This is a genomic window from Bradyrhizobium sp. 87 (assembly GCF_023073015.1).
In the GTDB taxonomy this organism is placed as follows: Bacteria; Pseudomonadota; Alphaproteobacteria; order Rhizobiales; family Xanthobacteraceae; genus Bradyrhizobium; species Bradyrhizobium canariense_D.
In genome coordinates this window covers 22748-44502 of record NZ_JADPIQ010000128.1, presented here as the reverse complement: position 1 = coordinate 44502, position 21755 = coordinate 22748, and the positions used below count along the sequence as shown (strand labels likewise).

General features: G+C 64.9%; 22 protein-coding genes. 12 read left to right on the top strand and 10 right to left on the bottom strand.

Annotated elements, in window-relative coordinates:
• The first annotated feature begins 118 nt into the window (after positions 1-118).
• Together ptsP and prfA are read left to right on the top strand one after the other, a co-directional pair.
• Complete coding sequence (gene ptsP / locus IVB50_RS31530) at positions 119-2386, top strand: phosphoenolpyruvate--protein phosphotransferase (protein ID WP_026232414.1); 2268 nt, start codon at positions 119-121, stop codon at positions 2384-2386.
• 56 nt (positions 2387-2442) lie between these two features.
• Positions 2443-3528: a peptide chain release factor 1 gene (prfA, locus tag IVB50_RS31525; protein WP_085348398.1), complete on the top strand. Its 1086-nt coding sequence runs from the start codon at positions 2443-2445 to the stop codon at positions 3526-3528.
• 33 nt (positions 3529-3561) lie between these two features.
• Here the strand turns inward: prfA and IVB50_RS31520 are convergent, their stop codons facing one another.
• On the bottom strand, positions 3562-3969 hold the full coding sequence (locus tag IVB50_RS31520) for a helix-turn-helix domain-containing protein (RefSeq protein WP_345946345.1): 408 nt from the start codon (positions 3967-3969) through the stop codon (positions 3562-3564).
• A gap of 175 nt (positions 3970-4144) precedes the next feature.
• On the bottom strand, positions 4145-4759 hold the full coding sequence (locus IVB50_RS31515) for a hypothetical protein (RefSeq protein ID WP_018452892.1): 615 nt from the start codon (positions 4757-4759) through the stop codon (positions 4145-4147).
• A 251-nt stretch (positions 4760-5010) separates the two neighbouring features.
• On the opposite strand from IVB50_RS31515, the gene IVB50_RS31510 reads away from it, so the two are divergent.
• The 4 genes from IVB50_RS31510 to IVB50_RS31495 all read left to right on the top strand — a co-directional run bounded on the left by IVB50_RS31510 (position 5011) and on the right by IVB50_RS31495 (position 9874).
• Positions 5011-6345 carry a substrate-binding protein gene (locus IVB50_RS31510; RefSeq protein ID WP_018452891.1) on the top strand — a complete coding sequence of 445 codons (1335 nt, stop codon included), beginning with the start codon at positions 5011-5013 and terminating at the stop codon, positions 6343-6345.
• A 99-nt stretch (positions 6346-6444) separates the two neighbouring features.
• Positions 6445-7320 (top strand): branched-chain amino acid ABC transporter permease, encoded by an 876-nt coding sequence (locus IVB50_RS31505; RefSeq protein WP_018452890.1) that lies wholly within the window; start codon positions 6445-6447, stop codon positions 7318-7320.
• Positions 7321-7331: 11 nt separating this feature from the next.
• A complete protein-coding gene (locus IVB50_RS31500; RefSeq protein ID WP_018452889.1) occupies positions 7332-9179 on the top strand; it encodes a branched-chain amino acid ABC transporter ATP-binding protein/permease in 1848 nt (615 codons plus the stop codon).
• Positions 9176-9874, top strand: coding sequence for an ABC transporter ATP-binding protein (locus IVB50_RS31495; RefSeq protein ID WP_018452888.1), 699 nt, complete (start codon positions 9176-9178; stop codon positions 9872-9874). The genes IVB50_RS31500 and IVB50_RS31495 overlap by 4 nt, the downstream gene beginning before the upstream one ends.
• Here the strand turns inward: IVB50_RS31495 and IVB50_RS31490 are convergent.
• The gene (locus tag IVB50_RS31490; protein ID WP_018452887.1) at positions 9871-10290 is read right to left on the bottom strand and encodes an HIT family protein; all 420 of its coding nucleotides are present in this window, start codon (positions 10288-10290) and stop codon (positions 9871-9873) included. The genes IVB50_RS31495 and IVB50_RS31490 overlap by 4 nt on opposite strands.
• Positions 10291-10379: 89 nt before the next feature.
• Between IVB50_RS31490 and prmC the strand changes: the two genes are divergently transcribed.
• The gene (gene prmC / locus IVB50_RS31485; protein ID WP_018452886.1) at positions 10380-11276 is read left to right on the top strand and encodes a peptide chain release factor N(5)-glutamine methyltransferase; all 897 of its coding nucleotides are present in this window, start codon (positions 10380-10382) and stop codon (positions 11274-11276) included.
• Between the two features lie 462 nt (positions 11277-11738).
• Positions 11739-12533, top strand: coding sequence for a DUF4167 domain-containing protein (locus IVB50_RS31480; RefSeq protein ID WP_018452885.1), 795 nt, complete (start codon positions 11739-11741; stop codon positions 12531-12533).
• Positions 12534-12604: 71 nt separating this feature from the next.
• Here the strand turns inward: IVB50_RS31480 and IVB50_RS31475 are convergent, their stop codons facing one another.
• Positions 12605-13351 carry a methyltransferase domain-containing protein gene (locus tag IVB50_RS31475; RefSeq protein WP_007599158.1) on the bottom strand — a complete coding sequence of 249 codons (747 nt, stop codon included), beginning with the start codon at positions 13349-13351 and terminating at the stop codon, positions 12605-12607.
• A 109-nt stretch (positions 13352-13460) separates the two neighbouring features.
• On the opposite strand from IVB50_RS31475, the gene gloB reads away from it, so the two are divergent.
• Together gloB and IVB50_RS31465 are read left to right on the top strand one after the other, a co-directional pair.
• Positions 13461-14228: a hydroxyacylglutathione hydrolase gene (gloB, locus tag IVB50_RS31470; protein WP_018452884.1), complete on the top strand. Its 768-nt coding sequence runs from the start codon at positions 13461-13463 to the stop codon at positions 14226-14228.
• Positions 14229-14251: 23 nt separating this feature from the next.
• Positions 14252-14674: a cupin domain-containing protein gene (locus IVB50_RS31465; protein ID WP_018452883.1), complete on the top strand. Its 423-nt coding sequence runs from the start codon at positions 14252-14254 to the stop codon at positions 14672-14674.
• 35 nt (positions 14675-14709) lie between these two features.
• Here IVB50_RS31465 and IVB50_RS31460 read toward each other — a convergent pair whose 3' ends face one another.
• From IVB50_RS31460 to IVB50_RS31450, 3 genes are all read right to left on the bottom strand, one after another.
• Positions 14710-15579, bottom strand: a complete 870-nt coding sequence (locus tag IVB50_RS31460) for an EamA family transporter (RefSeq protein ID WP_018452882.1) — start codon at positions 15577-15579, stop codon at positions 14710-14712.
• 127 nt (positions 15580-15706) lie between these two features.
• Positions 15707-16432, bottom strand: a complete 726-nt coding sequence (phbB, locus tag IVB50_RS31455; protein WP_018452881.1) for an acetoacetyl-CoA reductase — start codon at positions 16430-16432, stop codon at positions 15707-15709.
• Positions 16433-16672: 240 nt separating this feature from the next.
• On the bottom strand, positions 16673-17851 hold the full coding sequence (locus IVB50_RS31450) for an acetyl-CoA C-acetyltransferase (RefSeq protein ID WP_018452880.1): 1179 nt from the start codon (positions 17849-17851) through the stop codon (positions 16673-16675).
• A gap of 303 nt (positions 17852-18154) precedes the next feature.
• Between IVB50_RS31450 and phaR the strand changes: the two genes are divergently transcribed.
• Entirely contained in the window at positions 18155-18751 is a 597-nt protein-coding gene (gene phaR / locus IVB50_RS31445) for a polyhydroxyalkanoate synthesis repressor PhaR (protein ID WP_018452879.1), read from the top strand.
• A gap of 69 nt (positions 18752-18820) precedes the next feature.
• On the opposite strand, the gene IVB50_RS31440 is transcribed toward phaR, so the two are convergent.
• The gene (locus tag IVB50_RS31440) at positions 18821-19708 is read right to left on the bottom strand and encodes a branched-chain amino acid aminotransferase (RefSeq protein WP_018452878.1); all 888 of its coding nucleotides are present in this window, start codon (positions 19706-19708) and stop codon (positions 18821-18823) included.
• A gap of 117 nt (positions 19709-19825) precedes the next feature.
• Between IVB50_RS31440 and IVB50_RS31435 the strand changes: the two genes are divergently transcribed.
• Positions 19826-20761, top strand: a complete 936-nt coding sequence (locus tag IVB50_RS31435) for an alpha/beta hydrolase (protein ID WP_018452877.1) — start codon at positions 19826-19828, stop codon at positions 20759-20761.
• Between the two features lie 48 nt (positions 20762-20809).
• On the opposite strand, the gene IVB50_RS31430 is transcribed toward IVB50_RS31435, so the two are convergent.
• Together IVB50_RS31430 and IVB50_RS31425 are read right to left on the bottom strand one after the other, a co-directional pair.
• Entirely contained in the window at positions 20810-21055 is a 246-nt protein-coding gene (locus tag IVB50_RS31430) for a hypothetical protein (RefSeq protein WP_018452876.1), read from the bottom strand.
• A gap of 111 nt (positions 21056-21166) precedes the next feature.
• Positions 21167-21727 (bottom strand): carboxymuconolactone decarboxylase family protein, encoded by a 561-nt coding sequence (locus IVB50_RS31425; RefSeq protein WP_018452875.1) that lies wholly within the window; start codon positions 21725-21727, stop codon positions 21167-21169.
• Between the last annotated feature and the right edge of the window lie 28 nt (positions 21728-21755).

The following is a 21755-nucleotide window of genomic DNA, read 5'->3' as shown; positions in this document are numbered from 1 at the left end:
TCGGCCCAGGCAACCGCCGGGGCTGGCGCCGGACGAGCAAATTTGTTGTTTTTCTGGATTTCTGGGCGAGCCGCCGCGGGTCCTTTCGGCCCCGGCAGACGGAGGAGATTGACGGTTCATGCGGAGCGCGTCGGGAGGTCCCCGCGTCTTGTTGAGACGGCTCCGCGAAACCATGGCGGAGCAGGTCTCGGCCCAGGAGCGGCTGGACAAGATCGTGGTGCTGATCGCCGCCAACATGGTGGCCGAGGTGTGCTCGGTCTATGTGCTGCGCGTCGACAACACGCTCGAGCTCTATGCCACCGAAGGCCTCAACCGCGAGGCGGTGCACCACACCGTGCTCAGCGCCCATGAGGGCCTGGTCGGCCTGGTCGCGAGCGAGGCAACGCCTCTCAACCTAAGCGATGCGCAAAGCCATCCGGCCTTCTCGTTCCGCCCGGAGACCGGCGAAGAGATTTACCACTCCTTCCTCGGCGTGCCGATCCTGCGCGCCGGCAACACGCTCGGCGTGCTGGTGGTGCAGAATCGCGCCAAGCGCAACTATGTCGAGGAGGAGCTCGAGGCGCTTCAGACCACCGCGATGGTGCTGGCGGAGCTGATCGCCTCCGGCGAGCTGTCTGCGCTGGCCCAGCCAGGCCATGAGCCCGCGGCGCGCCATTCGGCGCAGAAGGTCGGCGCCATCCTGTCGGAAGGCATCGCACTCGGCCATGTCGTGCTGCACGAGCCGCGCGTGGTTATCAAGGACTACATCGCCGAGGACCTGCCAAAGGAGATCAAGCGGCTCGACACCGCGCTCGCCAAGCTGCGCGCCGATCTCGACCGCATGCTGGAGCGCGGCGACGTCGCCGAGGGCGGCGAGCATCGCGAGGTGCTGGAAGCCTACCGCATGTTCGCCAACGACCAGGGCTGGTCGCACAAGCTGCACGAGGCGGTCGCCACCGGCCTCACGGCGGAAGCCGCCGTCGAGCGTGTGCAATCCGACACCCGCGCGCGCATGCTGCGCTCGACAGATCCCTATTTGCGCGACCGGCTGCATGATCTCGAGGATCTCGGCTATCGCCTGATGCGACAGCTGGTCGGCCAGGATCACGCGCCGTCACGCGAACAATTGCCCGACAACGCCATCGTCATCGCGCGCGCGATGGGCCCGGCGGCGCTGCTCGACTATGACCGCAAGCGCCTGCGCGGCATCATATTGGAGGAAGGCACCGCCAATTCCCACGTCTCGATCGTGGCGCGCGCGCTCGGCATTCCCGCGGTCGGCGAAGTCCCGAACGCGCCTGGTATCGCCGATCCCGGCGACGCCGTCATCGTCGACGGCACCTCCGGCATGATCTATGTGCGCCCATCGCAGGAGGTCGAAGCGGCCTTCGCCGAGCGCGTGCGCTTCCGGGCCCGCCGCCAGGCGCAGTATCTGGCGCTGCGCGACCGGCCCTGCGTCACCAAGGACGGCCAGAAGGTCGAGCTGATGATCAATGCGGGTCTCGCGATCGACTTGCCGCACATCGAAGACACCGGCAGCGCCGGCATCGGCCTGTTCCGCACCGAGCTGCAATTCATGGTCGGCCAGAGCCTGCCGCGCACCAGCGACCAGCTCGCGCTCTATCGCACCGTGCTGGATGCCGCCGGCACCAAGCCCGTCACCTTCCGCACCCTCGACATCGGCGGCGACAAGGCGCTGCCTTATATGGAGGCGGTAATCGAGGAGAACCCCGCGCTCGGATGGCGCGCGATCCGGCTCGGGCTCGATCGTCCCGGCCTGTTGCGCGGCCAGATCCGCGCACTGCTGCGCGCCGGCGGCGGCCGCGCGCTGCGCATCATGTTCCCGATGATCTCGGAGGTGGGTGAATTCGATTCTGCGAAGGCGCTGGTCGAACGCGAACTGACCTATCTGCGCCAGCACGGCCACACGCTGCCGGAGCGGATCGACATCGGCACCATGGTCGAGGTGCCGGCGCTGCTTTATCAGCTCGACGAGCTCCTGAAGAAGGTCGACTTCATCTCGGTCGGCTCCAACGATCTGTTCCAGTTCCTGTTCGCGGTCGACCGCGGCAACGCGAAAGTCTCGGAGCGCTTCGACACCATGTCGGCGCCGATCCTGCGCGCGCTTCGCGACATCGCACGCAAGACGCAAGCCGCGAACAAATCGCTGTCGCTCTGCGGCGAGATGGCGTCGAAACCGATCGGCGCGCTGGCGCTGATCGGGATGGGCTATCGCTCGCTGTCGCTCTCGGCCACCGCGCTCGGCCCGGTCAAGGCCATGGTGCTCGATCTCGACGCCAAGAAGGCCGAGGCGATGCTCGGGCCGTTGCTGGACGCGCCCGCCGGCAGCGTCTCGATCCGGCAGAAGCTGACGGAATTTGCCGAGGCCGAAGGCCTGGCCTTGTAGCGGGCCTGTCGCCCCCTCCTGCCGCCTCGCCCTTTTCCGCATTTGAGACCGAACCGATGTCGTCACTCCCCGAAGCCAAACTGGACGTCCTGCTCGCGCATCACGCCTCACTCGAGGCCGAATCGCTCGGTCAGCTCGCCTCCGAACGCTATGTGCAGATCACGCGTGAGCTCGCCGAGCTCACGCCATTGATCGAAGCGGTCAAGACCTATCGTTCGGCCCTCAAGGAGCTCGCCGACACCGAGGCGCTGATCGCCGATCCCGCGACCGATGCCGAGATGCGCGCCATGGCGGAAGCCGAGCGCGGCGAGCTGACGCCGAAGATCGAGGAGTTGGTCCAGAAGATCCGCGTCGCGCTGCTGCCGAAGGACGCCATGGACGATCGCAACGTGGTGCTGGAAATCCGCGCCGGCACCGGCGGCGACGAGGCTTCGCTGTTTGCCGGCGACCTGTTCCGGATGTACGAGCGCTTCGCGGCCCTGCAGGGCTGGAAGGTCGAGGTGATCTCGGCCAGCGAAGGCAGCGTCGGCGGCTACAAGGAAATCATCGCCGAGGTGCAGGGCCGCGGCGCGTTCTCGAAGCTGAAGTTCGAGTCCGGCGTGCACCGGGTGCAGCGCGTGCCGGACACCGAGACGCAGGGGCGCATCCACACATCTGCCGCCACCGTCGCCGTGATGCCCGAGGTGGAGGAGGTCGACGTCGAGATCCGGAACGATGATTTGCGTATCGAGACGATGCGCGCCGGAGGCGCCGGCGGCCAGCACGTCAACAAGACCGAATCAGCGATCCGCATCACCCACATCCCGACCGGCATCGTGGTGATGATGCAGGATAGCCGCTCGCAGCACAAGAATCGCGCTTCCGCCATGAACATCCTGCGCTCGCGCATCTACGACGCCGAGCAGCAACGCCTCGACGCGGCGCGCTCGGCCGAGCGCAAGGAGAAGGTCGGCTCCGGCGACCGCAGCGAGCGCATCCGCACTTATAATTTCCCGCAAGGACGCGTCACCGATCACCGCATCAATTTGACGCTCTATAAGCTGCCGCAGGTGATGGCGGGCGAAGCGCTGGGCGAACTGACCGACGCACTGACCACCGAGCACCAGGCCGCGCAGCTCGCCGCTCAGGGCGCGGCGGCGTAGAGCTCGCGGCTTCGCGCTTTCTTCAGCGTGTCCTCAGCGTCTCTTGGCTCGAAACGCTCGCAGGATCTTGCCCAAACCGGGCGCGGCGGCGCTGAGCTCGTCCAGATGGATGCGCGAGAGGGATCGCAGCTTCCGCTCGCCCTTCGCTGTCAGCTTGACCAGGACGCGCCGCGCATCATCCGGGTCGGCTTCCCGGCCAATCAGCTTCAGTTTCGCCATGCGATCCACCAGCTCCACCGCGGTGTGGTGCCGGATCAGCAGGAAGCGCGCGATGTCGCCGACGCTGGCGCCGTCAGGGGCGGCCAATCCTTTGATCGCCAGCAGCGCCTGGTGCTGCTGCGGCGTCAAGCCGGCGCTCTGGGCCGCGGCTTCGCTGAAGGCCAGGAAGGTTCGGAGCTGATAGCGAAACTGCGCAAGCGCCCCGTAGTCGGCCTCGCGCATCGCGCCACCCTTTGTGGGCACAGCACGCGCCGGGCGTGTCGTCTTCCGCTTCGATGGGGCCATTCCCTGCCTGCGACGTCGAGCCAGCCGGTGCAACGGGCGGCCTCACCGAGACTAGCAAGGAAGGCCAAGCCGAACCAACCGACCGGCGCCCCGGACACACAAATATCGCCACCTATTCGAAGCTGGACAGCAGGATCTTCACCAGGATGACCTGGAACGCGATCGGGATACGGACGCTCTTTCGCCGGATCGAGCGCTGCAGCGCGCCGGCAATCTCGGCGCTGGTCAAGGCACCCGCGGATGCATTGCTAATCAACTCGGCCCACATCTGCGACAGCGAGCCGCCGGGCGGGATCACCGGCTTGATCGTCACGCCACAGCCCTGCGCCCAGTCGATGATTTCCCTCATCGTGTGAGGACCGCAATTGCGCGCGGTCGCGAGGCGTTCGGCCGTCAGCGCAAGCAGCAATTCGCGCGAGGGCGACCAATTCCCCTTCGGCGGTTGCTCGGCAGTGAGCTCGACCGCGAGTTCCTTGAGGACGTTCTGGGCGCGCACGCTCAGCTTCTGCATCGGACCGGGCGCGCGCTTCGCCTGAACGGGGCCGACGGCGGGCCCGCGCCGGCCGGCCGGCCAGTTGCGCGGATCGGGCATGCGCGAGGCATCGCCGGACTGCGGTGTCGCCCGCTGCCCGCTCACCTCTTCCGGCCACGCCGCCTCCTGCCGCTCCGCACCTTGCGGCCACGACCGTCGCTTTCGGGTACCCGCCACTGTCGTCTGCCGCGCCATTTCTCTCGCCGAACCCGCCAGCCTCGTACTCACAAAGGCTAATATATATCGTGATGCGATATGTTTTCACGAGATAATTTTCGGCGTTCGACCAAAGACGAAATTGACAGAAGGCGTTCACAAGCAATGCTTGCGCCCAAGAGCTACACGCGGATGTGACGTGCCCGGCGCGGACAGGCCTTCGAGGCCGGCTGCCGTCGGACAGGTCGTGCTTTGCCTGCAAACAAGAACGACGTTAGGAGGAAACGATCATGACTGACAATCTCATCCGCCGCGGCCTTTCGCGCCGTGGCCTGCTTCAGACCACCGCGGGCCTCATCGGTGGCGCGGTTCTGCCGGGGATGCCGGCGTTTGCCGAGGACAAGCCGGCGATCGGCTCCTACCCCGCAGGGGTCTCGGGCTCCACCGCCTTCATCGGCATCTCGGTGCCGCGCACCGGCACCTATGCCGTGCAGGGTGAAGACGAGCTCAAGGGCTACCAGCTCGCGATCGAGCACATCAATGAAGGCCACGAGCTGATCAAGAAGATCTCGCCCAAGACCAGCAAGGGCGTGCTCGGCAAGGAGCTGAAGTTCGGCGTCGCCGATTCCGCGGCCAAGCCGAACGAGGCAGTGCAGGCGCAGCAGCGCTTCATCAGCGAGAACAAGGCGATCATGATCACCGGCGGCACGTCGAGCGCCGTTGCGGTGGCGCTGAACAAGCTCGCCCAGCGCGAACATGTGATTTTCGTATGCGGCATTTCCGGCTCGAACGACACCACCGGCAAGGATTGCGTCCGCTACGGCTTTCGCCAGAACTTCTACGGCCAGACTGCGGCCGCAGCGATCGGCCCGGTGATGGTACGTGAGTTCGGCAAGGGCAAGAAGGCGGCGTATCTGACGCCCGACTACACCTACGGCCACACCGTTACCAAATCGATGCAGGACTTCCTGGCGACCGCCGGCTGGACCACCGTGACCAACCAGGTCGCCCCGCTCGGCGCCCCCGACTATTCCTCATACCTGCTGAACGTCGCCAACTCCGGCGCCGACGTGCTGATCAACGTCAATTGGGGCCACGACGCGGTACTGTCGACACAACAGGCCAAGCAGTTTGGCGTGCTCGACAAGATGAAGCTGGTCGTGCCGTACCAGGTGCCTTTCATCGCGCGCGAGACCGGGGGCCTGATGCAGGGCGTCTACGCCGCCACCGACTATTGGTGGACCATCGAGGACAAGTTCCCGCTGGCGAAAATGTTCAACGAAGCGTTCGAGAAGAAGTACGGCTACAAGCCCGAATGGGGCGCCGAGAACGCCTATGTCAGCTTCGCGCATTGGGCGCACATGTGCGAGCAGGCCGGCAGCTTCAGTCCGCCTGACGTGATCAAGACCTACGAGAAGGGCGAGACGATCCCCTCCCTGGTCGGCGACGTCCATTACCGCCCGGAGGATCACCAATGCGTCCGCCCGGTGATCATCGTCAAGGGCAAGCAGCAGAAGGACATGAAGAACAAGGAAGACTGGTACGACGTCGTCGAGATCGTCCCGGGTGAAGGCCTGATGCAGAAGCCCGACGCCTTCGGCTGCCATCTCGGCGACTACAGCTGAGACCTCGCCAACCCCTGTGACGCCGCGGACTGCACTCCGGTCCCGCGGCGTCGCCTTTTTCTGACGCGCAACATCGCGCGCCACAACAGCGATTGTCGCATGATAAGTTGGCCCAACCTCGTTTCACAGCTTTTCAACGGGCTCGCGCTCGGCGCCCTGCTCGCGCTGATCAGCTCCGGCCTGACCATCATCTACGGCACGCTCGGCGTGCTCAACCTCGCACACGGCGCGATGTTCATGATCGGCGGCTATGCCGGCTTCGTCGCCTATCAGTACACGGAGTCGTTCACCCTTGCCGTGATCGCGGGCTCCCTGTTCGTGATGCTGCTCGGCGTTCTCATGGAACGCGGCATCATCCGTCATTTCTATCATCGTCCGCACGAGGATCAGCTGCTCGTGACCTTCGGGCTCGGCATCTGTTTCGTCGAGCTCGTGCGCCTGATCTTCTCGAGCCAGTCGCAGCTGGTGCCGCCGCCGGCGCTATTCCAGGGCATCACCAATCTCGGCTTCATGTTCTATCCGACCTACCGCCTCGCCGTCGTCGGCATCGTCGCGATCGCCCTCGGCGCATTGTTCATCGTGCTCTACCGGACCCGGCTGGGCATGATTGTGCGCGCCGGCATCGAGGATTCGGTGATGGTGGATTCGCTTGGCATCAATGTCTATCGCGTCTTCATGGTGGTCTTCGGCATCGGCGCAATGGCCGCCGGCTTTGCCGGCATCGTCAACGCGCCGGTGGTGTCGCTGACACCGGGCATCGGTGACGACATCCTGGTCCAGACTTTCGTGGTGGTGGTGATCGGCGGCGTCGGTTCGTTCCCCGGCGCAATTCTCGGCGGCCTGATCGCCGGCGAGATCATCAGCGTCACCTCCATGTTCAACCCCGGCTATGCCTATGTGATGCTGTTTGCGGCGATGACGCTCGTACTCGTGGTACGACCGCATGGCCTGCTCGGCGTCCAGGGCCGCGAGTAAGCGATCACCTGATGCTCAAGCAACGCCCCTTCCTGATCGAAGCCCTGACTGCGATCGGCTTGATCGCAGCCCCCTTCGTGCTGCCTCATCTCGGGTTCGCGCCGAACACCGTGAACAGGATCCTGGTCTGGGGCCTGTTCGGGCTCGGCTTCGACATCCTGTTCGGCTTCACCGGCCTGCTCTCGTTCGGCCAGTCCGCCTTCTACGGCACCGGCGGCTTCGTCGCCGCCTACCTGCTGACCCGCGCGGGCTTCGGCAACGTGCTGGGCGCGCTGATCATCGGCATGATCGCGGCCGCAGCGACCGGCTACCTGATCGGCCTGATCGCATTGCGCCGCACCGGCATCTATTTCGCGATGATCACCGTGGCAATCGCGGAAGTGTTCTTCTTCGTCGAATTCAATCCACTTTCCGATTTCACCGGCGGCGAAAACGGCCTGCCCGGCGTGCCGACGCCGAGCTTCAATCTCGGCTTCATCTCCATCCACTTCACCAATGGCTGGTCGCTCTATCAGTTCATCGCGCTGTGCTATTTCGTCGGCGTTGTCATCGCCCTCAGGATCGTGCGCTCGCCGGTCGGCGCGGTTCTGAGTGCGATCCGCGACAATCCGCTGCGCGCCACGGCCGTCGGCCACAACATCCATGGCTACAAGCTGACCGCCTTCGTGATCGCAGCCGCTTACGCGGGCTTCGCCGGCGGACTGCTCGGCGTGCTCCAGGCCTTCATGCCGCCCGACGCCTTCACCTTCGACACCTCGGGCCAGCTCGTGATGCAGACGGCCATCGGCGGCAGGGGCACGCTGTTCGGACCGCTGGTCGGCGCAACCGTTTGGCTGTTCCTTCAGGACTTCCTGCAGTCCGCACTGGGCCTCGGCGCAGCCTGGAAGTTGGTGCTGGGTGTCGTGTTCGTGCTGCTGGTCTGCTTCCTGCGCGGCGGCATCATCGGCGGCCTTGCCGATCTCTACCGCCTCGTCTCGGGAAAGCGAAAGCAGACGGATGCGGAGATGGAGCAGGACGCCGCTGACACCGAGGCCAGGCTGCAACCTCCACCGGCGCCGATGCAGGCCAAGGAGGTCGAGCACCCCGCCTATTCCGGGCCGATCCTGAAAGCCACCGGCCTGACCAAGCGCTATGGCGGCCTCGTTGCCAACAGCGACATCGATTTCAGCGTCAATCGGGGCGAGCTGCGCGGGATCATCGGCCCCAACGGCGCCGGCAAATCAACCTTTTTCAAGATGCTGACCTGCGAGATCGCGCCGAGCTCCGGCCAGATCGTGTTCGAGGGCCGCGACATCACGGGATTGAAGGTCACCGAGGTTTGCCAGCTCGGACTGACCAAAAGCTACCAGGTCAACCAGCTCTTCACCGGGTTGACGGTGCGGGAGAACCTGACGATCGCAGCCCTTGCCGAACTGCGCGGAAAATTCCGGCTCGACCTGTTCCGCACGCTCGGCGGCGTCAAGGGCCTGACGGAGCAGGTGGCGCACACGCTCGCTTTGGTGAACCTGACCCGTCGTGCCGACACGCCCGTGTCCGAGCTCGCCTATGGCGAGAAGCGCAGGCTGGAAATCGGGCTTGCGCTCGCCACGTCGCCGCGCCTGTTGCTGCTTGACGAGCCGCTCGCCGGCATGAGCCCGCGAGAGCGTCTCGAGACCGTCAAGCTGCTCAAGTCGATCGCGCGCGGCCGTACCATGATCATCATCGACCACGACATGGATTCGCTGTTCGAGTTGGTCGAGCGCGTCACCGTGCTCCAGGAAGGCCGGGTGCTGGTCTCCGGCACGCCGGAGGAAATCAAGGCCAACGCCGCCGTCCAGGAAGCCTATCTCGGTGGCGTGCACGGAGAGATCGCGGCATGAGCCTGATCGAGGTCAACGGCCTGAACAGCTATTACGGGGACTCCCACATCCTGTTCGACGTCGCCATGCATGTCGAGCGTCACGAGGTGGTGGCGCTGCTCGGACGCAACGGCGCCGGCAAGAGCACCACGCTGAAGAGCCTTATGGGCGTCGTGACGCCGCGTAGCGGCAGCGTGAAATTCGACGGCATCGATATCGCCGGGCGCAAGAGCCACAGAATCGCGCAGGCCGGCATGCAGCTCGTGCACGAGGAACGCCGCATTTTCGGCAGCCTGTCGGTGGAGGAAAACATCGTCCTCGCCGGCATCACCGCGCCGAAACGCTGGCCGCTCGATCGCATCTACGAGATGTTTCCGCGGCTGAAGCAGCGGCGCAACAACCGCGGCACCGAGCTATCCGGGGGCGAACAGCAGATGCTCGCGATCGCACGGGCGCTCGTGCGTGATCCCAAGATCGTGCTGCTGGACGAGCCGTTCGAGGGACTCGCGCCCGTCATCGTCCACGATCTGGTCAAGGCCTGCCGCGAGCTCGCCGCCGCCGGCCAGACCATCGTGCTGGTCGAGCAGAACCTGGCGGCGACGCTGGCGCTGGCGACACGGATCTACATCATCAACAACGGACATATCGTGCACGAAGGGCCGGCGCGGGAGCTCAAGGCCCAGCCGGAGCTGCTCCAGCGCTATCTCGGCGTCTAGAGAGCGGCGATCATTCGCCTGGCGTGAGCGGCGAGCACCGCCGTGTCCTCCTTGCGCGTCTGCGCCGGCAGCAGCTCGATTCCGGCCCTGACCGGCATGACGTGCATGTGCAGGTGAAAGACCACCTGGCCGCTGGCCGGCTCGCTGAACTGCTGAAGGATGATGCCCTCGGCGTCGAACGCCTTCATCGCGGCAATCGCGATCCGCTTGGCGGTTCGGGCGACCGCGGCGAGGTCGTCATCCGCGATGTCGAGGATGCCGCGTGCCGGCGCCCGGGGAACGACCAGCGTGTGCCCGGGCGAACGCGGCATGATGTCGAGGAAGGCGAGGCTACGGTCGTCCCTGAAAACCTCGAAACAGGGGATCTCGCCACGCAGGATCTTTGCGAAGACGTTCTGATCGTCGTAGGGCGTCATGGACCCTCCTTGGTTGCGAGGCGCGATCTGACGCGCTCCTTTTCATTGACGCAAGCAAGCCAGCCGATCTATCCACGATGCTAGGCAGGATGGTTCCATTGGCGACAGATTTCGATCCAGGACACAGCATCGAGAGTGCGCGGCGCGTGCTTGCGGCACGGCTGCAATCGGCCGGCATCGAGCAGCCCGCCCTCGATGCGCGCCTGCTCGTCGGAGCTGCGCTGAGGCTTGATCTGACCGGGATGGTGACGCAGGCGGGCCGACAACTCGCGCCTGAAGAGGCTGCGCGGCTGGAAGCGTATGCGCAGCGCCGGCTCGCGCATGAGCCCGTCGCCCGCATTCTCGGCGCTCGGGAATTCTGGGGCCTGCCGTTCCAGCTATCCGAGGCGACGCTGGTCCCGCGGCCGGATACCGAGGCCGTGGTCGAACTGGCGCTCGAGATCTTTCATGGGCTTACGAATTCGGGACGGCGCCCGTGCATCGCCGATATCGGCACCGGATCCGGCGCCATCCTGCTCGCGCTGCTGCACGAAATTCCCGGCGCCGTCGGCGTCGGCACCGATCTCAGTCTGACCGCGCTCAAGACCGCCAGAGACAACGCCGCGGCTCTTGGCCTCGCCGACCGCGCCAGCTTCGTCGGCTGCTCCTACGCAGCGGCGCTCCGCGGCCCGTTCGACCTCGTCGTGTCGAATCCGCCCTATATCCCGTCGGCCGAAATTCCGAAATTGAGCATCGAGGTGCGCGAGCACGATCCGCACCTGGCGCTCGACGGCGGCAATGACGGTTACGACGCCTATCGCGCCCTGATCCCGCAGGCGACTGAACGTCTCGCTCCCGGCGGAGCACTGATCGTCGAGGCCGGACAGGGCCAGGCCCGCAATATTGAAACCTTGATGACGGCTGCCGCGTTGGTCGTGGACAGGCCGCCCAAGGCCGATCTGGCGGGCATCCCACGGGCGGTTTCGGCCCGGAAAATGCCCCCATAAAAGCCGGATTGGGCTGCAAAAAACCTCTTGGAATATCCCTTGGGAACGACTACCTTCCTATCAACACATCGGTGCCGGCCCCGTAGACCTACGGGCGAAAGCCGGGCTCTCGGGCGAGAGCTTACTGATAATGGTTCCAAGCCGCAGGTCCTGTTGAGCGCGATGGCCATTTGAGCTGCGCTGCTTACCGACCGCAACGTGAACGAAAGCCTGATATTGCGCTTGAAGACTTACGCAACAAAGCAGGGCTTGTTTCGGCAGGCGATATGAATGGGTTCGCTGGCGATGGATGCTGGCGGTGGGGAACGCGTCTTTTGTTGAACGCGACGGTCGACGAACATCGGCAGGGATCAATCCGCTCTTGCGTGCGGTTGCGCGCAAGCGATGTGAACCGCTGTCATCAGGTCACTCTCGGCAATCAGTAATGCGTGCAACCTTTAGGGCTGGAATTAAAGGCAGGACATGAGAAACGGTCAGAACAAGCAGCGGATGCGCAACCGCAACAATAATAATAACAATAACAACAATAATAACCGGCGCGGCCAGAACCCGATGACCCGGGTCTACGAGTCCAACGGACCTGACATCAAGATCCGCGGCACGGCTTCGCATATTGCTGAAAAGTATCTCCAGCTCGCGCGCGACGCGCGCTCCTCCGGAGACCCCGTTGCGGCCGAGAACTACTACCAGCATGCCGAGCATTATTTTCGTCTGATCGCGACGGCTCAGGAACAGTTCCGGCAGAACCAGCAACCGCGCGGCGACGAGCCCATCAGCAACAACAGCGGTGACGACGGCGAGGACGACGGCGAGAATTTCTCGAATTTCGGCCAGGAACCGGGTTTTGTCCCACAGCCGCCACCGCCGCCCTTCACCCGCGACCGCGACGGCCCGCGCGATCATCAGCCGCGTGATCATCAGCCCCGCGACAACCATGCTTATCAGCGCGACAACCAGCAGCCGCGCGAGCATCGCGAACGCGACCATCGTCCGCAGCCGCAATATCAGCCCCAGCCGCAACCGCTACCGCTGAACCAGCCTCAGCCCGTCGTCGCCGACGCCGTCAGCGTCGATCGTTTGCCTTCCTTCATCACCGGCCCGCAGCCGCAGGTGAGCGGTGGCGCGCCCGGCCAGGCCGGCTTCGAAGGTGGTGGTGGCGAGCGCTTTCCGCGGCGGCGCCGCCGCCCGAATGGCCCGCGCCCCGAGCGCGAAGCCGCTCCGGCCGCCTCAAGCGACGAAGTGGCTCCCGGCGAGTAAGCCTTTCGCCGGACATCTTGCGCCAGATGTCCTGACCCGAATCGTCCCGGCATGTCCGGGACGATTTGTTTTTAGCCGCGCGTCGCCGTCGTCGAGGATGGTACCAGCACCGGCTTCGCCAGTGATGGAATGAGCCGCGCCCGCTCGCGCTTGGCGGGGATCGCGCGGTAGACCTGCTTGGTCGCCTCGACGATGTGCACGCCGGCGAAGGGCAGCGACAGCGCCGCGCCGGCCCGCTCCCACATCTGTGCGGATTTCAGCACCCAGCCCCCGGCATAGGGCGGCATGAACAGCGCCTCGCCCCAGGCGGTCGGGGTGAACCAGGTCTGGCGCAACAGGTCCGTGATCTGCGAACGCGAATAGGGCCGGCCGTGACCGAACGGCGTGCTGTCGGTGCGGGTCCACACCCCGCGCCGGTTCGGGATGACCGCAATCACGCGACCGGACGGCGACAGCACGCGCCATGCCTCGCGCAGCAGCGCGGCCGGATCGTCCGACATTTCCAGTGCGTGGACCAGCAGGATGCGATCGACCGCGGCGTCGGGAAGCGGCAGCGAGAACTCGTCCACCAGCGAGGCAAGCGCCGGCCGTCCGGTGGGCCATTTCAGGACGCCCTGGGCCGAGGGCATGAAGGCGATGCAGCGCTCCGCGTCCTCGCGGAACAACCCGAGATAGGGCGTGGGATAGCCGAAGCCGAGCACCCGCTGGCCATCGACGCGCGGCCAGCGCTCCCGAATGCCGCGATTGATCATTTGCCGCGCCACAATCCCGAGGCGACGGGAGTAGAACTCGCGGAGGTCGACGACATCAATGGTCATGATCGCAATGTAACATGCACGAGGCGGCCCCCGCGCGCGGAATATTGCATTGCCTGCGCAACGTTAACGCCATATTTGTCTGACGGAGCTGAGCGCGATCGGAGATGACATGGCCGCCGAAATTCGTACTTTCACCTGTTTAAACGACAATTTCGGTTACCTCATCCACGATGTGGAAACCAAGGCGACGGCGTCGATCGACGCGCCGGAGGCCGGCCCCATCGTGAGGGCGCTCGAGCGCGAGGGGTGGCAGCTCACCGACATTCTGATCACCCATCATCATGGCGATCATGTCGGCGGGGTCGCCGAACTCAAGCAGAAATACAATTGCCGCGTCGTCGCGCCGCATGACAAGACGACGGAGATCGCAGACGTCGACCTGCGCGTCGCCAATGCCGAAATCGTCAGGGTCGGCAGCTTGCTGGGGCGCGTACTGGAGACGCCCGGCCACACGCTCGACCACATCTCCTATGTGTTCGACACCGACAAAGCGCTGTTCGCCGCCGACACGCTGTTCTCGATCGGCTGCGGCCGCGTGTTCGAGGGCACCTATCCGATGATGTGGGATTCGCTTCTGAAGCTGCGTGCCCTGCCCGACGACTTCAAGCTCTATTGCGGCCATGAATACACGGCCTCCAACGTCAAGTTCGCGCTGACCGTCGACCCCGACAATGCGGCGCTGCAGTCGCGCGCGGCGGAGGTGGCGAGGCTGCGGGCCGAGAACAAGCCGACCATTCCCGCGCTGCTTGGTGACGAGAAGCGGACAAACGTGTTCCTGCGCGCCGACGAACCCTCGATCGCAGCCAGGCTGCACATGAAGGGCGCGGATGCCACCGCGGTGTTCGGCGAGCTGCGCGAGCGCAAGAACAAGTCTTGAAGAACAGATCCTGACGGGAATCGATGCCGACCGCAGCCGAGATCATCGCGCGCCTCGAACTCCGCCCGCATCCCGAAGGCGGGCATTACCGAGAGACGTTTCGCGACCAGACCACCGACGCCAACGGCCGCGCGCGCTCGACCCTGATCTATTTTCTGCTGGCGCGCGGCGAGCGTTCGCACTGGCATCGCATCGATGCTGTCGAGAGCTGGCACTATTACGCCGGCAGCCCGCTGACCCTGCGGATAGCGCACGAAGGCTGCTCCCAGCACGAGGTACGGCTCGGTACGGACCTGTTGAACGGCGAGCGGCCACAGGCGATCGTGCCGGCCGATGCGTGGCAGACGGCAGAGACCACCGGCGAGTGGACCCTGGTCGGCTGCACCGTGGCGCCCGCCTTCGAGTTCGCGAAGTTCGAGCTCGCGCCGAAGGGCTGGGAGCCCTAAGGCCCTGTCGCTTCGGCTTGCGCCCGGCAATGATGCTACCGCTTCCGCAGCAACATGTCCTTCGCCGCAATCAGGCCGCCGCCGGCGATCAGGATCGCGGCGATGGTGATGTTGGCGCTGGCATTGGCAAAGCCAGCGGCGATGAGGAAGCCGGTCGAGAGCAGCGGCGTCGCATAGGAGGCGGCGCCGAGCACGCGGATGTCGCCACGCTTCATGCCGATGTCCCAGGCGTAGAACGCAGCACCGACGGGACCGATGCCGAGCGCGATGACGGAGAGCCATTGCAGCGTCGTGTCCGGCCACACCGTGGTTTCAAGCAGTCCATGCATCAGCGCGGCGAGCACCGCGGTGGCGAGGCAGAATCCCGCGACCGCATCGGTCGGCACCGCCTTCAGTCGCCGCGACAACACCGAATAGATCGCCCACACGAACGCTGCGATGAAGGCCGCGGCCAAACCCGGCAATTGTCCCTGCGTGAAGCCCGAGGTGTTACCGGCGAACAGCAGCACGGTGCCGACGAGGCCGAGCAGGGCGCCAACGACGTGATGCACGGCAAGCCGCTCGCCCGGCAGAAACGACGAGAACAGCACGATCAGGAGCGGCCACAGATAATTCAGCAGGCCGGCTTCAGCCGGTGGCGCAAAGCGCAGCGCGAGGAAATACAGCGCGTGATAGCCGAACAGTCCGCCGACACCGACGATCCACACGACCAGCGGCTGACGCAGGCTTTTGGCCGCTGCGCCGCGGCCGATCCAGGTGAGCAGGCCGACGAGCCCGCCGATCGCGAACGTCATCGCGGCCAGCTGGAATGCCGGGATCTTTCCGGTCGCCACCGTCATCACTGACAGCAGCGACCACATCAGGATCGCGGTCAATCCGATCAGCGTTGCGGTGCGGGGAGTCATCGATCAAAGGCTCTGAGGACGTTTATGCCCGGCACAAGGCCGGGCATTTTCGTCCTCACTATCGCCTTGTCGCGACTGAAGCTACATATTTTGCCTCAGCGACGTTGCGCCAAGAGAATGGGCGCCATCAGGCCTGATATTGGCCGCCATTGATGGTCAGCGTCGAGCCGGTCATGAAGCCGGCCTCGTCCGCCGCCAGGAACACGACCGCACGTGCGATCTCTTCCGGTTCGCCGAGCCGGTTAACCGGGATCTGCGGGATCACGTTCTTTTCCAGGACGTCCTTTGGCACTGCCTGCACCATTTCGGTGTTGATGTAGCCGGGGCAGATCGCGTTGACGGTGATGCCGCCCTTGGCGTTCTCGAGCGCAAGTGCCTTGGTGAAGCCGATGTCACCGGCCTTCGCCGCGGAATAGTTGACCTGGCCAAACTGTCCCTTTTGGCCGTTGATCGACGAGATCGAAATGATGCGGCCGAACTTGCGCGCACGCATGCCTTCAATGATGGGACGCGTCATGTTGAACAGCGAACCGAGATTGGTATTGATGACGGCGTTCCACTGCTCGAGCGTCATCTTGTGGAAGGCGGTGTCGCGGGTGATGCCGGCATTGTTGACGAGCACGTCGATCGGCCCGACGTCCGCCTCGACCTTCTTCACGCCCTCGGCGCATGCATCGAAACTGCTGACGTCCCATTTGTAGACGGCGATGCCGGTCTCGGCCTTGAACTTCTCCGCCGCCGCGTCGTTGCCGGCATAACTCGCCGCAACCTTGTAGCCGGCCGCCTTCAGCGCTTTGCTGATCGCAGCTCCGATGCCCCGCGTACCACCCGTCACCAATGCAACACGTGCCATATCGTATTTCCTTCCCTTGGACTCTTCGGACGTTTCTGAGTGATCGTTTTTAAGTGCGGATTATGGGGGACGTTTGACGGACATCAAGAACAAAACGCCCGGCGTCGAGCCGGGCGTTTCTCTTTAGTCGAGGCTTGTACGGTTGCGAAGAATATTTGATTTGCAACCGCTGCCTTTTTAATCGCGTGCAACGCACTCAGTCACGTGTGCAGCGCACGCCCAAATGACGCGTCAACTATCTCAGTCGCGCGCCACACACATCGCGATACCCATGCCGCCACCGATGCACAGCGTGGCGAGGCCCTTCTTCGAATCGCGCTTCTGCATCTCGTGGAGCAGCGTCACCAGCACGCGGGCGCCGGAGGCACCGACCGGATGGCCGATCGCGATCGCGCCGCCGTTGACGTTGACCTTGGAGGTATCCCAGCCGAGGTCCTTGTTGACGGCACAGGCTTGCGCAGCGAAGGCTTCGTTGGCCTCGATCAGGTCGAGATCGCCGACGTTCCAGCCGGCCTTCTTCAGCGCGGCACGCGAGGCCGGGATCGGGCCCGAGCCCATGATCTTCGGATCGACGCCCGCCTGCGCCCAGGACACGATGCGCGCGAGCGGCTTCTTGCCTTCCTTGGCGGCCTGCTTGGCGGTCATCAGCACCACGGCAGCAGCGCCGTCGTTGATGCCGGACGCCGAGCCCGCGGTGACCGTGCCGTCCTTCTCGAAGGCGGGACGAAGCTTCGCCATCGCGTCGACCGTTGCGCCATGGCGCGGATATTCGTCGGCGCTGACGACGACATCGCCCTTGCGTCCCTTGATGGTGACGGGAACGATTTCGTCGTTGAATTTACCGGCCTTCTGCGCGGCCTCGGCCTTCTGCTGCGAGGCGACCGCGAACTCGTCCTGCTGGGCGCGGGTGATCTGCCACTGCCGCGCGACGTTCTCGGCGGTGTTGCCCATGTGATAGCCGTTGAAGGCGTCCCACAGACCGTCCTTGATCATGGTGTCGATGAATTCGACTGCACCCATCTTGACGCCGCCACGCAGGTACTGGGCGTGCGGAGCCATGCTCATGGATTCCTGGCCGCCGGCGACCACGATCTCGGAATCGCCGTTGAGCAGCGCCTGATAGCCGAGCGCAACGGTGCGCAGGCCCGAGCCGCAGAGCTGGTTGACACCCCAGGCCGGGCTCTCGACCGGAATGCCGGCATTGATCGAAGCCTGACGGGCCGGGTTCTGGCCCTGGGCGGCGGTCAGGATCTGGCCCATGATGACTTCGGAGACCCGGCCGGGCTCGATGCCGCCGCGCTCCAGCGCGGCCTTGATGGCAATGGCGCCGAGATCATGGGCGGGAAGGGTTGCGAACGCTCCGTTGAAGCTTCCGACCGGGGTGCGGGCGGCGCTGACGATGACGACATCGTCTGACATGGGCATCTCCTGGGTTGAATGGGGGCAGACGGGGCTGGGGAAACGGCTCGCCAGTCTCGGACGGCATCCTGTTAACGTCGTTGAGGCATGTCAATCGGCCGGTGGCCGAATTCATCCCGCAGCGCATTCAAAATAGCGTTCTTGGCGCTTTCGCAAGCACGTTTTTGCTGCCCGATTAACCGTGGCGCACAAAACGGTAGCGTGACCCCTTTGAAAATGCTTATTTTGTTGCGTTGCGTACTCTTCCCGCCCTGCGGCATAGCCCGTCAGGTTCCCGTTCTCCGCGCTTGCAAGTGAGAGCCCATGGCGAAATCAGACCAACCCACCACGATCAAGAAATACGCGAACCGCCGGCTCTATAACACCGGGACGAGCACTTACGTGACGCTGGAAGACCTCGCCGCCATGGTCAAGGATGGCGAAGATTTCCTGGTTTACGACGCCAAGACTGGCGACGACATCACCCGCTCCGTGCTTGCCCAGATCATCTTCGAGCAGGAGAACAAGGCCGGCCAGAACCTGCTCCCGACCACCTTCCTGCGCCAGCTGATCCGCTTCTACGGCGACAGCATGCAGATGGTGGTGCCGAAATATCTGGAGCAGGCCATCGCCTCGCTCACTCAGGAGCAGGAGAAGTTCCGCAAGCAGATCGCCACCTCGCTGTCGGGAACCCCGTTTGCGCCGCTGGAGGAACAGGTCCGCCGCAACATGGAGCTGTTCCAGCAGACCTTCTCGATGTTCAAGCCTTTCGCGCCCGGCGCAGCCCGCCCCGCGGGCTCCGCGGAGCCGGCGCCCGAGCCGGCCGCCGAAGCCCCAAAGGACAGCAATATCGACGATCTGCGCCAGCAGATGAAGGACATGCAGGAACGCCTCGAGCGGATGTCGAAGAAGGACGAGTAGGGGTTCCTGCCACGCGCTAACGCGCCTTGCTGCCACAACTCCGCCGTCGTACCGGCGAGGGTGGGGAAGCTACGCCGCCAGCTTCACTGCGTGGGCAAAGTCCCAATAGAGCTTGCGCGCGCGCGTGTAGAGCGGGCCCGGCTGCAGCTCGCGATCGTCGATGCGGATCACCGGCGCGACTTTTGCGAAATTGCCGGTCGAAAAGATCTCGTCGGCGGCGAGGAAGTCGGCGTAACGCAGCGTCTTCTCGACCACGGTGACGCCGTCGGCGCGAAGCAGGCTGACGACGCGCTGGCGGGTGATGCCGTTGAGGAAGGTGCCGTTCGGCACCGGCGTGTAGACCACGCCGTCCTTGGCCATGAACACGTTGGAATTGCCGAACTCCGCGACGTTGCCGAGCATGTCGAGCATCAGCGCGTTCTGGAAGCCGCGCGAGGCGGCCTCGGCAAGCGCGCGCGAATTGTTCGGATAGAGACAGGCGGCCTTGGCCTCAACCGGGGCGCATTCGGCGGTGGGCCTGCGGAACGGCGACAGCGTGATCGCGTTGCCGACCGGCTTTGGCATCGGCGCCTCGTAGATGCACAGGCACCAATCGGTGGTCTCGGGGTCGAACAGCACGCCGCCGCCCGCGCCGTTCCGCGCCCAGTACATCGGACGAACGTAGAGCTCGGCATTCGGCGCGAAGCGTGCGATGCCCTCGTTTGCGAGTGTCATCCAGGTTCCGGAATCGACCACCGGCTTCAGGCCAAAGTTGATCGCGGATTGATTGGCGCGGGCGACGTGGCGGTCGAGATCAGGCGCGACGCCTTCGAACGCCCGCGCGCCGTCAAACACGACCGAGCCGAGCCAGGCCGCATGCGTGCGCGGGCCCATGATCGGCACATTGCCGTCGTGCCATTTGCCCTCGAAGAAGGTCCAGCTCGGCGAATATTCGATGGGCTTTTTGATCTCGGCCATGACCGGCCTCTCCCTTGGCGTGGTGCCGCATTATAGCGCCACTATTGGGCGCAATTTCTAAATGATTCCCTGCGGGAAAATGGTGAGTTACCCTCCCGCGAGGGGAAAGGAAGCACCATGCCGCTCGATCCGCTCGCAAAGCGCTTGTTGACCATGATGGCTGCGGCTGCGCCGCAGGCACGGAGCCGGCCGAGCGTGGAAGCACGGCGGCAATCATTGGCAAAGCTGATGCAGTTTGCGCGCGCCGATGCGCCTGACGTGCCGACGTCCGACGGCGTGCTGCCTGGTCCCGGCGGCGCGCTGCCCTATCGTCTCTATTCACCCGCAGGCGCCGATGATCGCGCGCCCGGCTTCGTGTTCTTTCACGGCGGCGGGCTCGTTGCCGGCAGCATCGCCACGCATGACCGCATCGCGGCGGCGTTGGCACATGCGACCGGTTGCCGCCTCGTCTCGGTCGATTACCGGCTGGCGCCAGAGCACAAATTCCCCGCCGCCGTGGACGATGCGATTGCTGCCACCGAATGGGTGGCGCGCGAGGCCGCATCGCTCGGCATCGACGCCGGGCGTCTGGTGCTCGGCGGCGATTCCGCCGGTGCAACGCTCGCTGCGATCGTGTGTCAGGAGGCGGCGCAGACAGCTGGTCTTTCCATCGTCGCGCAATGCCTGATCTGCCCGGTGCTGGATTTCGAGGAGGCCTCGCCTTCGCGCGAGGCGTTCGCCGAGGGCCACCTGATCGACCGCGTCACGATCGAAGCCGATCTCGCCGACTATCTGCCCGAAGCCTTGGACGCTGCCGATCCCCGCATCTCGCCCTTGCGCGCGACACGGCTTGCGGGCTTGCCGACCGCCATCATTCACACCGCGGAGTTCGACCCGATGCGCGACGAGGGCAATGCCTATGCCCGCAAGCTGCTCGCTGCGGGCGTCACGGTCGAGCACGTCTGCCACGAGGGCATGGTCCACAATTTCCACGCCATGGGCGCAATTCTGCCGCAGGCGCAGCTCGTGCTGTCGCAGATCGGTGAGCAGGTCAGGCGGGCGGTGGGGACGTGAAGCACCTGGTGTTGCCGCCTCCCGCAACGGGAGAGGAAAGAGAATGCCTCACGCTCTTGCCCCGATGACGGAACGCGCCGCCGCGACGTAGTTTGGCCAATGCGCATCCGCATAACGCTCGGCCTGTCGCGCGCAGGTGATTTCGGGCGCATGCGCAGCTGCGATCATGCGCGCAAAGCGCTCTTCGGCGACCGTCACATCATCGGCCGCGGTCGAGGGCGCGGCTCCAGCGGCGGTCGGCGCAACGGCGAGTCCCGCCAGTCCGGCGAGCAGGATGCGGCGTGACGTGTCCATGGCTGTCGTTCCCTCTTCATTGCACTTCGATCGTGACCGGCGAATGCATCGCCATGGCGGCGGCAGGGTACCGTGACGCTTCCGTCCAGTCCAGCAGCTGGGGCAGTGTGGTCAGTCCGGCACCGGCACGTCGAACGTGTTCAGCGTGACCGACACCATGCAGTAAACGCCGACGAGATAGGACAGTTCGGCCGCACCGTGCTCGCCGAATTCCTTGACCGCGGCCCGATAAGTCAGTTCCGGCAGCACGCCGCCGCTGACCAATGCGGACGCCACGTCGTAGGTGACGGCTTCCTGCTTGGTGAGATCGACCGGCCGCTGTCCGGCGACGATGGTCGCGAGCTTCTCGTCGGAGAGGCCGCGCTGCTCGGCAACCAGCACATGCGCATAGAGCTCGTAGCCGGAGCGGAAATGCGAACCGGTGACGAGGATCGCGACCTCACGCACCGGAGCCGGCAGCAGCGGGTTCGCCGCGATCGCCTTGACCAGCTCCCACACAGGCTTGCCGAAGCGCGGCTCGCGGATCCATGGATTCCAGGGCCCGAGCAGCGCGCCGTCGTCGCGCATGTTCACAAAGCCCTTGAAGTGGTCCTTGATGCCCGCTCGCATGTCGTCATAGAGCGGCTTCTGTTCGGCACTCAGGTCTTTCGGATCGAGAATGGGAAGGCGCACGGCAGGTCTCCTCGTTAAGAAGCCGCGA